The organism is Sphingobacterium bovisgrunnientis, assembly GCF_009829085.1.
GTDB classification, from domain to species: domain Bacteria; phylum Bacteroidota; class Bacteroidia; order Sphingobacteriales; family Sphingobacteriaceae; genus Sphingobacterium; species Sphingobacterium bovisgrunnientis.
Genome location: NZ_WUQY01000001.1, coordinates 286,217 through 301,091, shown reverse-complemented (window position 1 = coordinate 301,091; position 14,875 = coordinate 286,217). Strand labels below are relative to the sequence as shown.

13 protein-coding genes and 5 tRNA genes are annotated in these 14,875 nt (G+C 36.3%); 9 read left to right on the top strand and 9 right to left on the bottom strand.

All coding sequences use genetic code 11. From position 1 onward, the window contains the following. The 8 genes from GOQ16_RS01185 (at window position 1) to GOQ16_RS01150 (ending at window position 5,239) form a co-directional block, all read left to right on the top strand. Complete coding sequence (locus GOQ16_RS01185) at window positions 1-378, top strand: response regulator (protein ID WP_160067072.1); 378 nt, start codon at window positions 1-3, stop codon at window positions 376-378. Window positions 379-380: 2 nt separating this feature from the next. Further along, a complete protein-coding gene (locus GOQ16_RS01180) occupies window positions 381-1,202 on the top strand; it encodes a CheR family methyltransferase (RefSeq protein ID WP_160067070.1) in 822 nt (273 codons plus the stop codon). Between the two features lie 7 nt (window positions 1,203-1,209). Further along, entirely contained in the window at window positions 1,210-1,773 is a 564-nt protein-coding gene (locus GOQ16_RS01175) for a chemotaxis protein CheB (protein WP_160067068.1), read from the top strand. 15 nt (window positions 1,774-1,788) lie between these two features. Continuing rightward, complete coding sequence (locus tag GOQ16_RS01170) at window positions 1,789-2,163, top strand: response regulator (protein ID WP_160067066.1); 375 nt, start codon at window positions 1,789-1,791, stop codon at window positions 2,161-2,163. 276 nt (window positions 2,164-2,439) lie between these two features. Beyond that, a complete protein-coding gene (locus GOQ16_RS01165) occupies window positions 2,440-2,829 on the top strand; it encodes a DUF1398 domain-containing protein (protein WP_160067064.1) in 390 nt (129 codons plus the stop codon). Window positions 2,830-2,883: 54 nt separating this feature from the next. After that, entirely contained in the window at window positions 2,884-3,423 is a 540-nt protein-coding gene (locus GOQ16_RS01160; RefSeq protein ID WP_160067062.1) for a dihydrofolate reductase family protein, read from the top strand. A gap of 200 nt (window positions 3,424-3,623) precedes the next feature. Beyond that, window positions 3,624-4,889: a DUF3472 domain-containing protein gene (locus tag GOQ16_RS01155; protein ID WP_160067060.1), complete on the top strand. Its 1,266-nt coding sequence runs from the start codon at window positions 3,624-3,626 to the stop codon at window positions 4,887-4,889. A 277-nt stretch (window positions 4,890-5,166) separates the two neighbouring features. After that, window positions 5,167-5,239: transfer RNA gene (locus tag GOQ16_RS01150), tRNA-Lys, on the top strand. Between the two features lie 246 nt (window positions 5,240-5,485). Here the strand turns inward: GOQ16_RS01150 and GOQ16_RS01145 are convergent. The 6 genes from GOQ16_RS01145 to GOQ16_RS01120 all read right to left on the bottom strand — a co-directional run bounded on the left by GOQ16_RS01145 (window position 5,486) and on the right by GOQ16_RS01120 (window position 7,470). Next, window positions 5,486-6,421 carry an ISAon1 family transposase gene (locus GOQ16_RS01145; RefSeq protein WP_204987402.1) on the bottom strand — a complete coding sequence of 312 codons (936 nt, stop codon included), beginning with the start codon at window positions 6,419-6,421 and terminating at the stop codon, window positions 5,486-5,488. Window positions 6,422-6,461: 40 nt separating this feature from the next. Further along, window positions 6,462-6,815 carry an ISAon1 family transposase N-terminal region protein gene (locus tag GOQ16_RS01140; RefSeq protein ID WP_088162610.1) on the bottom strand — a complete coding sequence of 118 codons (354 nt, stop codon included), beginning with the start codon at window positions 6,813-6,815 and terminating at the stop codon, window positions 6,462-6,464. 236 nt (window positions 6,816-7,051) lie between these two features. Continuing rightward, window positions 7,052-7,123 (bottom strand) — tRNA-Met (locus tag GOQ16_RS01135). Between the two features lie 44 nt (window positions 7,124-7,167). Further along, a tRNA-Met gene (locus GOQ16_RS01130) sits at window positions 7,168-7,239 on the bottom strand. A gap of 43 nt (window positions 7,240-7,282) precedes the next feature. Further along, window positions 7,283-7,354 (bottom strand) — tRNA-Met (locus GOQ16_RS01125). 44 nt (window positions 7,355-7,398) lie between these two features. Then, window positions 7,399-7,470 (bottom strand) — tRNA-Met (locus GOQ16_RS01120). A 119-nt stretch (window positions 7,471-7,589) separates the two neighbouring features. Between GOQ16_RS01120 and era the strand changes: the two genes are divergently transcribed. After that, entirely contained in the window at window positions 7,590-8,468 is an 879-nt protein-coding gene (era, locus tag GOQ16_RS01115; RefSeq protein WP_160067058.1) for a GTPase Era, read from the top strand. A gap of 37 nt (window positions 8,469-8,505) precedes the next feature. On the opposite strand, the gene uvrC is transcribed toward era, so the two are convergent. From uvrC to GOQ16_RS01100, 3 genes are all read right to left on the bottom strand, one after another. After that, the gene (gene uvrC, locus GOQ16_RS01110) at window positions 8,506-10,305 is read right to left on the bottom strand and encodes an excinuclease ABC subunit UvrC (protein WP_160067056.1); all 1,800 of its coding nucleotides are present in this window, start codon (window positions 10,303-10,305) and stop codon (window positions 8,506-8,508) included. 73 nt (window positions 10,306-10,378) lie between these two features. Continuing rightward, a complete protein-coding gene (locus GOQ16_RS01105; protein WP_160067054.1) occupies window positions 10,379-12,628 on the bottom strand; it encodes a penicillin-binding protein 1A in 2,250 nt (749 codons plus the stop codon). A gap of 16 nt (window positions 12,629-12,644) precedes the next feature. Then, window positions 12,645-14,786: a tetratricopeptide repeat protein gene (locus GOQ16_RS01100; RefSeq protein WP_160067052.1), complete on the bottom strand. Its 2,142-nt coding sequence runs from the start codon at window positions 14,784-14,786 to the stop codon at window positions 12,645-12,647. Window positions 14,787-14,875 lie beyond the last annotated feature (89 nt).

The following is a 14,875-nucleotide window of genomic DNA, read 5'->3' as shown; positions in this document are numbered from 1 at the left end:
ATGAAAACCGAGAACAGAGATGTGGTCCTTATCATTGATGATGACAACCGCAATACTTTCGCCTTGCAGTTAACATTGAAGGCTAAAGGCTACAAATTTATATCTTCATCGGATGCCAAAGAAGGTTTGGAATTTTTGACTACTAAACCAAATATTGGTATTGTATTGATGGATATGATGATGCCTGAGATGGATGGTTACCAAGCATTAAAAATCATTCACTCGTCAGAGAAATATCCAAAGGTACCCATCATTGCAGTTACTGCACAGGCTATGAGTGGTGATCGCGAACGCTGTATTGAAGCGGGTGCTACAGATTATATTGCAAAACCCATTGACGTGGATATTTTGATGAATATCCTTAGAAAATATATGTAAAAATGGAGCTAGATATTATCCGAGATGATGAAATGGAATTGCTTTTGGACGATGTATCGGTATTATACGGTTATGATTTTTCGCAATACAGTAAAGCATCACTAAAAAGACGCTTGAATAGAATTTGTTTGGTAGACAAGTTTGCAAGTTTTGCAGAATTACGATACAAAGTAATCAGTGATAAGTCCTATTTGCAGCGCTTCGTAGAAGAGATTACTGTTAATGTGACAGAAATGTTTCGTGATCCTTTGTTTTACAAAAAACTTCGCAACGATATTCTTCCAAAATTGGGAACGTATCCGTTTATTCGCATTTGGGTGGCAGGCTGTTCCACTGGTGAAGAAGCATATTCTATCGCTATTCTACTAAAGGAAATCAACCTTTATCACAAAGCATTAATTTACGCAACTGATATTAATCCAACGGTGATTGAGAAGGCTTCGAAAGGAATATTTCAGTTGAGTGTGATGAAACAATATTCTGAAAATTACATTCATTCTGGCGGAACAGTAGATTTTTCCAGCTATTACACGGCAATGTATGACGTGGTAAAATTACAAGAAGATTTGAAAAGTAGAATATTATTTTCGACACACAATCTTGTATCAGACAGTTCTTTCAACGAATTTCAACTGATTATGTGTCGAAATGTATTGATATATTTTGACAAAGATCTTCAAAACAAAGTGTTTGAATTGTTTGACAATAGCTTGCAACCATTGGGTTATTTAGCTTTAGGTGATAAAGAGACTATACGTTTTTCCTTACTAGAAAAACGGTACAAACAATTTAAAGGTCAAAAGATTTGGCAAAAAATAAGTTAACAATTGCATGCAAACAAAAGTATTATTAATAGGTGGATCAGCAGGTAGTATACCCGTACTATTGCAATTATTGCCCGACATTCATGTCGAGATTGGCTTTCCTATTATTATTATTTTGCACCGCAAAGCATATCCAAAAAGTACTTTGCATCAGCTTTTTGAAACCTCCACTGCGATGAAGGTGCAGGAAGTGGAAGACAAAACTAAGCTAGAAAATGGCACTATTTACCTGGTGCCAGCAGATTATCATTTACTATTTGAGAACGAGCAGTATATTGCTTTGGATGCTTCCGAAAAAGTAAATTATTCGCGACCATCCATAGACGTCACATTCGAATCTGCCGCACGTATATTCCACGATACTGCTGCTGCTATTTTACTTTCGGGAGGCAGCCAAGACGGCGTAGAAGGGTTAAAAACTATACTTTATCACCACGGAAAGGTAGCCATTCAAGATCCGAAAACAGCAGAAGTAAGTTATATGCCGCAGCAAGCTCTAGAGAAGATACCAGAAATTAGCCAACTCCTACCCGAGCATATGGCAACATATATTAATCATTTGAAAAAATAAAGGATCAGCATACCTATGAAAAATAAGACGATACTCGTATTTGATGACGATAAAGCTATTTTAGAAATATTTTCAATAGTGCTCGAAAGCGCAGGATATCACGTAGAAATATCTTCTACGTCGCATGATATTATTGAGAAAGTGGCTAAAGTGAAACCAAATTTAGTCATCATGGACAATTGGATACCTGAAATAGGTGGCGTAGAAGCCACTAAGCTTCTAAAAAATCATCCAGATTATAAAGACATTCCAGTAATTTATTGTTCAGCAAATAACGATGTAGAAACACTGGCAAATCGCGCTGGAGCAGAGACTTATTTATCCAAGCCATTTGATTTGGATGAATTGGAAAAAAAGGTTGAACTTACCATCAATTCTATTACCACTTAAAATAATCACACATACATAGGCTTTCCATGAAAGCCACCGGTTTCAAGCAAGAGCTCAATCAATTATTGAGCTCTTTACTTTAATCAATAAATAATTGTTGTTTCCAGAGAAAAGAGCTACTTGGAATAAGTTCAGATTCATTGACAGACTCATCCACACGAATAATATGAAAGTACGAATCAATATACCTTATGATATTAAAAAAAATTTGAATACTGCTGACAATCAGTTGTCATGTTCAGTTAGTATATTTGAAAACATTAATCAATTAGCTTTATGTTTTCCGTCCAACAAATTGAAGATGCGCACGAAAAAGTAAAATCAGGTGCTGACTTTCCCAAATATATTCAAGCAATTAAGGAATTAGGCGTATTAGCTTTTGAAACTTGGGTTCGTGATAGTCATACGGTGTATATTGGGAACAATGGCTTTCAGACTCAGTCCACATCAAAATACGAAAACCTAGAAATCTCTACTCAGGTAGACTTGGAGCAATTTAAAAATTACCTAAAAATTCATCAAAAAGGGCAAACAGATTATTATACCTTTTGCACGCATTGCGCCGAAACAGGTATTGAGAAATGGATTGTAGATCTGTTCGAAATGACTTGTACCTATTATGACCAATCAAAAAATGCGGTATTGATAGAAACAATTCTTGTTTAACACTATTAAGAAAAACATATTTCTAACACCAAAATTTATCAAAAATATCAATCCATGCGTAAACTTTGCTTATTTATTGCCTGTAGCCTAGACGGCTATATTGCAAAACCTAACGATGACCTAAGTTTTCTAAAATTAGTAGAAAAAAATGGCGAAGATTATGGTTACAATGACTTCATCGCCACCATAGACACGTTAATTATTGGACGTAAAACCTACGATTGGGTAAAGAATAATATAGGCACAACGCATTATGATAATGGTGATCGTGATGTATATGTGATTAGCAGGACTCCGCTGACCAATGTTGGCCGAACATTTTTCTATAGTGAAGATTTAAAAAATCTCATAGTCAGATTAAAATCTCAACCCGGCAAAAATATGTATTGTGATGGCGGTGCTGAAATAATCAATTCCTTGCTAAAGGAAGATTTGATTGATGAAATGACGATTTCAATCGTGCCAGTTTTACTTGGAGATGGCATACGATTATTTCAAAATAATAGACCTGAACAAAATTTAGAATTCATTAGTTCCAAGTCGTACGATACAGGTCTAGTACAAATTCATTACAAGCGAAAATTGAGCAATTAGCAATCAAAAATTCACAAGGAAAAGTTAATGACTTGAGGAAATTAAAAAATTAAAATTCTTTATTTGACATGCACTAAAATTTTACAATTTAAGACAACCGTTTGATTATACGATTCTTAGCCACTTCTCACCTTTCGTATCTGTACAGCCGGTATTTTCTTATAAAAAATGAATAAATTCACTTCATAACTATAACTTTTATGATTAGATTATTCAATACGGTTTGCTTAATTGTATTATTCCTAGCAAGTAGCAAAGCTCAACAACCCGAAAAAACAACATTTTTAATTCCTGTTGCAGGCAACTCATTTGAAATTGGCTACAATAATGGTAAATCAGCTGTGCAGAAAAATAGTGTACAACTTTCTCCAAACTCAAAGAAAGTAAGTACATATTTCAAATTAGCAAATACTGGAAATTTAGTGGTGAAATTAACCGCAAAATCGCTTGATGAAGCCCCTTCCACTATAGAAATTGCAGTTGGAAAGGAGAAAAGAAAAATAAAAATTGTATCAAAAGATTATCAAACTATTGATTTAGGATCGTTTAATATTGCGCAAAGCGGTTACAAAAGTGTTGATTTTATTTCCTCGACAGGCAATGTTGATATTGAAGCTGTGCTTTTAGAAGGAGCTGCTACCACAAATGGTGTTATTTACTGCCGTGATGCTGATAACTTCTATTGGACACGCAGAGGTCCATCGTGCCACTTGGGGTACGGTCCACAGGTTGAAAACACAACCTATTACTACAATGAAATTTTGGTTCCAGAAGGTCAAGACGTAATTGGGACTTATTTTATGGCAAATGGATTTAGTGAAGGCTATTTCGGTATTCAAGTGAACTCTGAAACGGAACGTCGAATTTTATTTTCAGTTTGGAGTCCTTTTCACACAGATGATCCTAATGCCATTCCTGAAAATCAAAAGATCAAACTCTTGAAAAAAGGTCAAAATGTCAACACCGGCGAATTTGGAAACGAAGGCTCAGGTGGTCAAAGTTTTAGACGTTATAATTGGAAATCTGGTGTGACCTACAAATTCTTATTAAAAGGAGAACCTGACGGAAAAGGAAATACAGATTATACAGCTTGGTTTTTTGTACCAGAAATAAACAAATGGGATTTAATTGCAAGTTTCAAACGTCCTAAAACAAATACCTATTTAAAAGGTTTTCATAGCTTCTTAGAAAACTTCAACCCTAACCAAGGATATTTGACGCGTCAAGTTGAATTCAAAAATCAATGGGTCTATAATGGCGAGTGGCACAAAATGGAACAAGCAAGATTAACAGTAGATGCCACCTACAAACAGGGTAATCGTGTTGATGCAACTGGAGGTAAAACATCGAATGGCTACTTCCTAAAAATGGGTGGTTTTTTTGACGAGGTTGAGCAACCTGCTACGATTTTCAAATTCGAAAATCAACAAGTAGCACCGTCAGTTAATTTCGCTGAATTACCCTAGTTTAGCTTGTTTTAAAGTTCCTAAAAGAGCAGATTTGGAATCAAATCTGCTCTTTTAGGTTATAAATATTACAGTAATTAGCTTAAAATTGAAAGTTGGTCATGTGTTTTTGCTTACGGTTGAGAATTAGAAATACTATTTTCAAAAATAATCAACACAAAAAGAGCCATTTACAACAAAAGTCAAATTTTTATTTGGCTATAATTTGCAATTACAACTAAAAAACCTACCTTTGCATCACTCCAAACAACGAAGGAAACTTCAAGAAAAAGAGTAAGATTCCGTAGCTCAGCTGGTAGAGCAATACACTTTTAATGTATGGGTCCTGGGTTCGAATCCCAGCGGGATCACAAAACAAGCTCAATCGAAAGATTGGGCTTTTTTTTGTACCCTGAAAGGGCGAAAAGAGGGGTTCGATTCAAAGAAGGCTCAAAGTATGCGTGCGGGCAAGGTGGGGCTGAGCCAATCCCAGCGGGATCACGAAAAGCTTCACTAACTAGTGAGGCTTTTTTTGTCCTTGCATTAACTTATAGCCAACTCTCTACAAATAATAATTTAAAATTAAATTAAAACGGATCATGTACAAAACCTGTGGACTAAGCAAATAACTTAGTCAATCTGAATAAGAAAAAATTGATATCACGAACCCCTCTAAACTGACTTCTGAATGCTTTTATTTTTGCATTAAAAGATTCTGCTGAAGCATTGGTACTTCTGTTATCAAAGTAGTTTAGAATCTTTTTGTGATGCGTATTTATAGTTCTTGACACGGTATTGAAAGACATGAACCCAGCTTGCTCTACCTTCTCAGCCCATTTAGCTAGTCGTGTAAAAGCATATATTTTATCTACAGTTGTGTTGTATATCCAAGATAGTTCTTGGCATAATTTGTAAGCCTTTTGAATTTCAGTATAGCGTTCAAATAGTAAACTAGCTCTTTCCTTTTGTTCTACTGTCCATTTATGTTCACTTTTATAGAGTAAATAGCGACTTCTAGCTAGCATTTGCTTTATAGTATCGCCATTTGATAGGATTTCTGGACAGTAAGTTTCTTTCCTCTTTTTAGCGTCTTCAATGGCAATATTTTCTTCATCAATAGCTTCCCAACGGTGTTTTATCCGGATTTCTTGAAGTGCCTCAGTTGCCAATTGCTGCACATGAAAGCGATCAATAACCTGCACTGCATTAGCAAAACACTTCTTAGCTATAATCCCCATATTACCAGCTAAGTCAAGTGTTATTTCCCGTACTTTGTTGCGTAATCGGAGTGGAATTTGTTGAAGCACAGGGATAATACTATCGGATTTAGTTCCTTTGAGAATTGCAACTATAGTCCCTTTCTTTCCGTGAGCTTCTTTATTAGTTACCACCGTATAAAGTTCACCATGAGAAAGACTGGTTTCATCAATGGAAAGACTACTACCTATATTCTTTGGAAATATTAGTCCTTCCTGTGCATTTTCGCGATGGGCCCACTGTTGAAAACCACTGAGTTTATTACGGTAATATCGCCTTAATTTATTGGCGGATATACCATAAAATGAGCTAATAGTTTCGATGCTATGCGCTTGATTATCCGCTGATACCTTTTAAAAAAGCCGCGAAATCTGATGTGACACGCGTTCCTTTTGCTACTAAATTCCAATCCCTATAAACTACCTTACCAGTATCTTGATTGAGCCATCTTCGACGTTTAACATGTAAATAAACTTGCTGACCACGAATAGGAAAATCTTGTAAAGTAACGGGATCAAAAAAACCTTTGGATAATAAGCTATTGGTTTTGAATTCATCAGGAATAACATTCATCTCCTCCAAAAATATATCCAAGCGACATTCGCCTTTTGAATAATGGGTCATTTCAAAATAATCGGAAACCCCTTCTGGAATAATGAGAGGCATTAAAGCTTTAAATGAATCGTGCATCTGAATAATATAATAATGCAAATATCCGATTATTTTTCTTCTACTCCACAGGTTTTGTACATGATCCGAATTTGCCTGAGGCTTCCTTCAGATTCCACCTCACGGTGGACACCCTTGCCTTCGGCTAACACTTCCAACTGTAATGGCGTGTTCGGGACTTGCACCCTAGAGTTATCGCCCATGCCGGGCGCACCAAAAAAAAGCCTCACACCGAAGTGTAAGGCTTTAATTTTTAGTAGCGGGAACCAGACTCGAACTGATGACCTTCGGGTTATGAGCCCGACGAGCTACCACTGCTCCATCCCGCATTATGTTGTGAAAATCTAACCTCTCGTTAGACTTTTAATATTAGTAGCGGGGACCAGACTCGAACTGATGACCTTCGGGTTATGAGCCCGACGAGCTACCACTGCTCCACCCCGCATTATGTTTTGTAAACCTAACCTCGCGTTAGGCTTTAATTTTAGTAGCGGGAACCAGACTCGAACTGATGACCTTCGGGTTATGAGCCCGACGAGCTACCACTGCTCCATCCCGCATTATGTTTTGTAAACCTAACCTCGCGTTAGACTTTTAATATTAGTAGCGGGAACCAGACTCGAACTGATGACCTTCGGGTTATGAGCCCGACGAGCTACCACTGCTCCATCCCGCATTATATTTTTATATGTCAAAATCTTTGTTCTTAATGTCAAAATCAAAGATTATTTACTCCCTTAATTGGAGTACAAAGATATTATTTGTTTCTTTGTAAAACAAATAAATATTTAAATAATGTCGCACAAAGCTGGATTCGTAAGTATCATAGGTAAGCCAAATGCAGGTAAGTCTACGCTAATGAATGCTTTAGTAGGTGAAAAAATGTCTATCATTACTCCTAAAGCTCAAACAACTCGCCACCGTATTATGGGAATTGTCAACGATGAAGATCATCAAATCATCTTTTCCGACACGCCTGGTATCATCGTACCTAAGTATTCTTTGCAAGAATCTATGATGAGTTTTGTAGAAGGATCGCTAATAGATGCAGACATTATTTTATTTGTGACTGATATCAATGAGAAGCACGACGAGGAAGATGTTATCACAAAATTGAAAAACACTTCGTCTTCGATCGCAGTATTAATTAATAAAATAGATAAATCAACAGAAGAAGAAGTTCGTGCAAAAATTGAATATTGGAAGGAGAAACTTAATCCCGAAGCTATTTTTGCGATGTCGGCTTTATTAGGCTATAATGTACCTCCTATCCTTACCTATATCAAAGATAGGCTTCCAGTACATCCGCCATATTACGAAAAAGATGAATTGACGGACAAATCTATGCGTTTCTTTGCTTCTGAAATGATTCGCGAGAAGATCTTTAAATTGTATTCAAAAGAAATCCCTTACAGTACGGAAGTGGCTGTCACTTCGTACAAAGAAGAAAATAATATTACCAGAATATCTGCCGAAATATATGTGGAGCGCGATTCACAAAAAAACATTATCGTAGGTACTGGGGGCTCAATGATCAAAAAAGTGGGCACATATGCGCGCCAAGATATTGAAGAATTCATCGGCGGAAAGGTATTTTTAGAGCTTTTTGTTAAAGTAGTTCCAGATTGGAGAGCAAAGAAAAATATTCTGAAAAGATTCGGATACGAAGATTAATAATTATAAAATAATTGAGCGTCTTATAGCTGAATTATTATTGAAAATACTCTCGAAGTGCTTTAATCTGTTTTAGATTAAGCACTTTTTTTAATTCTTCTTCCGATTGCTCTTTGATACGTTTTACGGATTTAAACTCTTTTAAAAGTTTCTCTACAGTAGTTTTTCCGATTCCTGGAATATTTTCTAATTCGGATACAAAAGTTTTGCGACTGCGTTGATTGCGGTGAAATGTAATACCAAAACGATGTGCTTCATCCCGCAGATGTTGAATGATTTTCAACGTTTCGGATTTTTTGTCTAAATACAATGGATATTGATCACCAGGATAGAACAATTCTTCCAAACGTTTAGCGATACCTATGACGGTTACTTTTTTATCTATACCCAATAGACGCAAACTCTTTAAGGCTGCGCCCAATTGACCTTTACCTCCATCAATTACGATTAATTGTGGCAACTCATGACCTTCATCCAACATCCTTCTGTAGCGACGATGCACAGCTTCTTCCATCGTTGCAAAGTCATTTGGCCCTTCTACTGTTTTCACATTGAAATGTCGGTAATCCTTCTTTGATGGCTTGGCATCCTTGAAAACAACGATTGCCGATACAGGATAATTACCTTGAATATTGGAGTTATCAAAACATTCAATATGGCGAGGCAATACATTCAAACGTAAATCCTTTTGCATCTGTAACAACAAACGATCTGTTCGTACTTCTGGATTCAGTTTTTCGTATTGCAACATTCTTTCTTTCTTGAAGTATGCTACATTTTTCAACGATAAATCCAGCAATTTGCGCTTGTCGCCAAGTTTAGGGACGGTGAATTTCACGAAATCTGGAATCCCTTCGATTTCCAAATCAAAAGGCACTATAATTTCACGAGAAACCGATTTATAACGATTTCGAATTTCTGGAATTGCAATTTGCAACAATTCGGCATCTGTTTCATCCAATCGCTTTTTCATTTCCAAAGTCTGTGTCTGAATGACAACGCCATTCACCACTTTCAAGAAATTCACGAAAGCCAAACTGTCATCTGAAGCAATACTGAACACATCCACATTCGTAATTGACGAACTTACAACTGTAGATTTTGATTGGTAATTATCGAGTTTATCCAATTTGTTTTTGAGGTGATGTGCCAATTCGAAATTCAACGCAGAAGCAGCATCATTCAAATTCTCCTTAATCCGATTTTTTACGACAGCAATTTTACCATTCAAAATATCTTTGATATCCGAAAGATTTTGATCGTAATCCTCCAAAGTTTGTAAACCTTCACATGGACCTTTGCAATTCCCTATTTGATACTCCAGACAGACTTTGTATTTACCTTTGGTAATCTGTTGCGGAGCAAGATTTAGGTTGCAAGTACGTAGAGGAAATAATTCTCGAATCGTGTCCAAGACGATATGCATCATCCCAACCGATGCATAAGGCCCGAAGTAAATAGAGCCGTCTTTGATATATTTACGCGTCCAAAAGACGCGCGGGAAATATTCATTTTTGATAACAATCCAAGGATAAGTTTTATCATCCTTGAGCATCACATTATAGCGAGGTTTATGCTTTTTGATAAGGTTATTTTCCAACAACCAAGCATCGATTTCGGTATCAACTATCGTGAAGGCGATACGTTGGATTTTTCGGACCAACACACGGGTTTTCGAATTGAATTGTCTATCATTTACAAAGTAAGAGCTTACACGATTTCTTAAATCCTTCGCCTTCCCCACATAAATCAAGACATCCTCTTTATCAAAATATTGATAAACCCCAGGCTTATGCGGAATCTTTTTTAACTCTTCTTTGTAATCAAACGAACTCATCAATGCGAAACAAAAATGCCAGACAACAAATTACGAAAATTCATTATCTGGCGTATTATTAATTGTAAATATTTTAAAAACCTAAACGGTCATCCTGCAATTCGGGCTCTTGTGGCTCTCCGCCATGATATACACCACCATATTTAGAACAATCAATTGTACGCGTCATTCCTCCTGGAGGCTCAGGAAAATCACCTTTTGAATAATTTAATTTTGAATTGGCGTAAACGCGTTTCATATATAATCCAAATACAGGAAGTGCAGCAGCAGCACCTTGTCCGTACTGCATATTACTAAAACTAATACTGCGGTCTTCGGCTCCTGTCCATACGCCCGTAACCAATTCTGGTGTCACACCAATAAACCAAGCATCCGAATTGTCATTGGTTGTACCTGTTTTACCACCCATCGGGTACGTCAAACCTCCATATTCAGCACGACGAAGACGACTACCAGTACCACCATCAACAACACCTTTTAGCATGTCTACCATAATGTAAGCAGATTCGCTATTCAACACTTTTTTGATGTCAGGTCTATTCTCATATAAAACAGTTCCATCTTTAGTCTCCACACGCAAGATCATCATCGGTTTAATCCAAGTTCCATGATTCACAAAAGCAGAATATGCACCCACCATATCGTACACGGAAGCTTCGTACGCTCCTAATGCAATAGATGGATAGTTAGGAACATTAGACGTAATTCCCATTTTGCGCGTCAAATCAGCCACATTAGAAGCACCTACAAGGTTTATTAAATAAGCAGAAGCATAGTTTTGCGAATACTTCAACGCATTTTTTAACGTAATGGGATTACCTCCCTGCACTGTACCTCTCGGAGTCCAATCACCATACGTTTGTTGGTAATTCGGGATAGGTTGACAAGGCGAATAATCATTGTCAATGGCTACAGCATATGTAAAAGGTTTGGCTGTAGAACCTACTTGACGGATACCCATTTTTACCTGATCGTATTTGTAATGTTCAAAGTTAATACCACCAACCCAAGCTTTGATATGCCCTGTTTTTGGCTCCATCGACATCATAGAATTACGTAGTATCAGCTTATTGTATTTGATAGAATCCATAGGCGTCATCAGCGTATCCACGTTTCCACGCCAAGTGAAAATGGTCATCTGCGCTTTGGTATTGAATGCTTTTTTGATTTCTGCATCCGTAGCCCCATCATTCTTCATTTGGATATAACGATCCGAACGACGCATACCAGTTTCTAGAAGCTTTGCTCTTTCTCCTGTGAACGCACTTCGATTTCGCCATTGCTTATTAAATTCGTTTTGCAATTTTTGCATCCACTCCTTCTGTGCAGCTTCTGCATATTCTTGCATTTCATAATTTATTGGCGTATAAATTTTCAATCCATCTTTATCCAAATCATATGGCGTTCCATCTTCCTTTGTAATGCCAAGGTGTTGAAATTCTTTCTTAATTTCATCTTTTAGAACCGCTCTGAAGTAAGGAGCAAGACCTTCACCATAACTTGAAACATTCAAATCTAGTTTCAATGGTTTTACTTTAGCCGCTTCTAATTCTTCTGAAGTAATAAAACCCTCGTTGCGCATATTTGCCATCACCAAATTGCGACGTTCTTGGGAACGTTCGACATTACGAACGGGAGAATACATCGAAGGTCCTTTTAACATTCCGACCAATACCGCAGCCTCTTCAATGGACAGTTTATCCGGAGTCTTATTGAAAAAAGTACGTGATGCGGACTTTATACCATATGTATTTTTATAGCCAAAATCTACGGTATTGAAGTACATCATTATGATCTCTTCTTTGGTATAATTTCGCTCCAAACGCACCGCCGTAATCCATTCTTGCAATTTTTGCATAATACGCTTAATCGTATTACGTTCTCTTTTCTCCGCAAAAAGATTTAATGCTAACTGTTGTGTAATCGTACTTCCCCCTTGTTTGTTTCCCATTAAAGTGTGGAAAACAGTCGTTATTGTACGCGAATAGTCAATACCAGAATGTCCATAAAAACGCTTATCTTCTGTGGAAATCAAGGCTTGAACTAAATATGGAGATAGATCACTAAACTCAACATTGGAACGATTTTGTCTATAATATGTCCCTAATACACGATTATCATCAGTCAAAATTTCGGAAGCCAGATTACTTTGAGGATTCTCTAATTCATCAAAGCTTGGTAACTTTCCAAACAGGCCGATACGTACTAGAAATAAAAACAACGCACCAAATCCAATTAGCCCTAACAATATTACCCAGAACCTGCGGGTATAACGTTTTATATCCTCTGCTGTCAGTTTACTATTCTTCGATTCTCTCTTCATGTTATCACGTAGAACACTAATTTTCTATATATTTCTTCAAATAATCATTGATAATGGACATCTCTTCCGACTTATCCAATACTGATTTTGGAACTACAAATGTACTATATTTTTTTTCATCAATTTTGATTATTTGAGGCAGCAAATTCAGAATCTTGCTTTCAAATTCTTTAGCAGTCTCCAAATTTTCAAATACCCCAACCTTAATCATTTGATGTGAATTATCTAACTCAGATAAATTATGCCCATAGCCCTGACGGGGAAACCTTGTACGAATAAATTGACCAATTCCATAACGCGTAGCCGACAAATTAATTTTGAGATCATCTATAAGGACAACAAAATAATAAGGTTCTAATTCTGGTAGTTTATAGTCAATAAATGTTCCAGTTTTATTAATAGAAGAATCGGCAACGAATTCCAATGTAGTTTTATCATTATCTATTGCGCCTAAATCAGCAAACAACAATCTTGCCTTTTCTAATGCAATTTGACGGTTCGCAAACATTGACTTATTCCTTTCGATAAAATCGATATGTGAATGAACTCTTTTTACAATAGCTCTGTCCTGATTATAAGTTGTCACAATTTCGGTAAAAGATCTTAACAAAGAATCAACAGGAAAGCTATGTCCAATCGCAAATGCTTTCAAATAAGCCAATCTTGACCGATCTTGCGGGAATAAGCTAGAATCAATCACTAAATTCTCTACCCCAACTATCACATTCTGAAAACTGTCTACCTGATATTGAGTATATAAATTTGAATAAACTGTAAAAAACTGTTGTCTTCGAGTAATCAACTCAGAATATTTCTTATTCAAGATGTCAACTTTTGAGGTATCCAAAATCGCAGTAAGGTGAAAGTAATCAAAGGCAGTATCTTTAATTTCCAACTTTTCTATAATAGACAAAGCTTCATCGTGCAAACCAAGATTAATGTAGAACTTGGCTAAATCATACTTAGCATGAAAAATCGTTTTATCTGCGTCTTCCGATTTTAGCAGATTAAGCAATTCTGTAGAATTCGTTATTATTTTTTGATCTTTACGCTCAAAATAAATCAAATGATTGGGTTCAATACCTGCAAACTGATTTTGTGCTAGATCATCCATATTATCCTTGACAAAAAGTTTAGCCAATTCAAAATGTGATTTACTTATTAGTAGAGAAGGCGTATCGTCCTGCTCTAATACTTTCTCAAAATAGTAACTTGCTGAATCACTCATTAGATGCTCGCTATACAAATTTGCCAGCGCAAAATCCAGCTGCCACTCCTTTCCTATCGTATAACCTTTTTTATTTAGAGCTTCCAATTTCACGATCTGCTGGCCTCGTTCCAATTGCTGTAAGGAAATCAATTCAATCTCGGCTTGCAATTTCAATTCGGAAGGTGCAGTATTCGATCGAGCAACTTGATGCAAATACCCAACAGCCTTATCGGGATTTTTTATAGACAATCGCTCTCCTACTTTTAATTGCCAATACTTTTTATATTTTTTAGGAGCACTATTCTCTATTGCTTTTTCAAGATAAAATATTGCTGAATCCAAGTTATCTAGCTGAAAAAAGATTTCGGCTTTATGTGCAGCATAAATGCTTTTATCTTTTTTAGATAAACTATCAACACTTAATTTCTCCAATAGTTGCAAAGCGACCTGCTCTTTTCCAATATGACTAAGCGCTCTAGATTTCCAGAAAATAATATCTGACGTCAATAAATTGTTCTCCGATAATGCAAAATATTCAAGTGCGGTGTAATAATCTGCTTTGAGGCAATAGGCTTTTCCTAATTTAAAATATAGGCTATTTTTGAAATCTGAATCTGTGGCTTGTGGTAATATTTCTAGTAACTTTAGAATCGCAGCTTCAACATCTTTCTCGTATTTAAAATCGGGCACACCAAACAAAGAATTCGGTGACCAAATAATTTCTTCCCTTACCATTCCTTCCTCAACTTCCTTTAATACTTTATCGACATTATATAGTGCGTTATAACGTAATTTGAATGCAGCCGAGTTGGAAGCTTTCAAATTTACTGAAGTATTATTCACCGAACGACAACCTACTTCCATCAATAGAATGATGAGGAATACGCCATACAGAAAGACTTTTGAAAGCTGATTCACAATTACCAAATTGGTCAAGTAAGTACTCAAATATAATATTTCATGTACGCATAAGCGAATTTACATCAAAGCATTTACCTAAAATAATTAGTTAATACTATTTGAATCCTTACCTTTAA

Excerpts from the sequence above, each read along its gene's own strand:
- GOQ16_RS01185 (WP_160067072.1), top strand. The coding sequence starts at position 1 with ATGAAAACCGAGAACAGAGATGTGGTCCTTATCATTGATGATGACAAC.
- GOQ16_RS01180 (WP_160067070.1), top strand. The coding sequence starts at position 381 with ATGGAGCTAGATATTATCCGAGATGATGAAATGGAATTGCTTTTGGAC.
- GOQ16_RS01175 (WP_160067068.1), top strand. The coding sequence starts at position 1,210 with ATGCAAACAAAAGTATTATTAATAGGTGGATCAGCAGGTAGTATACCC.
- GOQ16_RS01170 (WP_160067066.1), top strand. The coding sequence starts at position 1,789 with ATGAAAAATAAGACGATACTCGTATTTGATGACGATAAAGCTATTTTA.
- GOQ16_RS01165 (WP_160067064.1), top strand. The coding sequence starts at position 2,440 with ATGTTTTCCGTCCAACAAATTGAAGATGCGCACGAAAAAGTAAAATCA.
- GOQ16_RS01160 (WP_160067062.1), top strand. The coding sequence starts at position 2,884 with ATGCGTAAACTTTGCTTATTTATTGCCTGTAGCCTAGACGGCTATATT.
- GOQ16_RS01155 (WP_160067060.1), top strand. The coding sequence starts at position 3,624 with ATGATTAGATTATTCAATACGGTTTGCTTAATTGTATTATTCCTAGCA.
- GOQ16_RS01140 (WP_088162610.1), bottom strand. The coding sequence starts at position 6,815 with ATGCACGATTCATTTAAAGCTTTAATGCCTCTCATTATTCCAGAAGGG.
- era (WP_160067058.1), top strand. The coding sequence starts at position 7,590 with ATGTCGCACAAAGCTGGATTCGTAAGTATCATAGGTAAGCCAAATGCA.
- uvrC (WP_160067056.1), bottom strand. The coding sequence starts at position 10,305 with ATGAGTTCGTTTGATTACAAAGAAGAGTTAAAAAAGATTCCGCATAAG.
- GOQ16_RS01105 (WP_160067054.1), bottom strand. The coding sequence starts at position 12,628 with ATGAAGAGAGAATCGAAGAATAGTAAACTGACAGCAGAGGATATAAAA.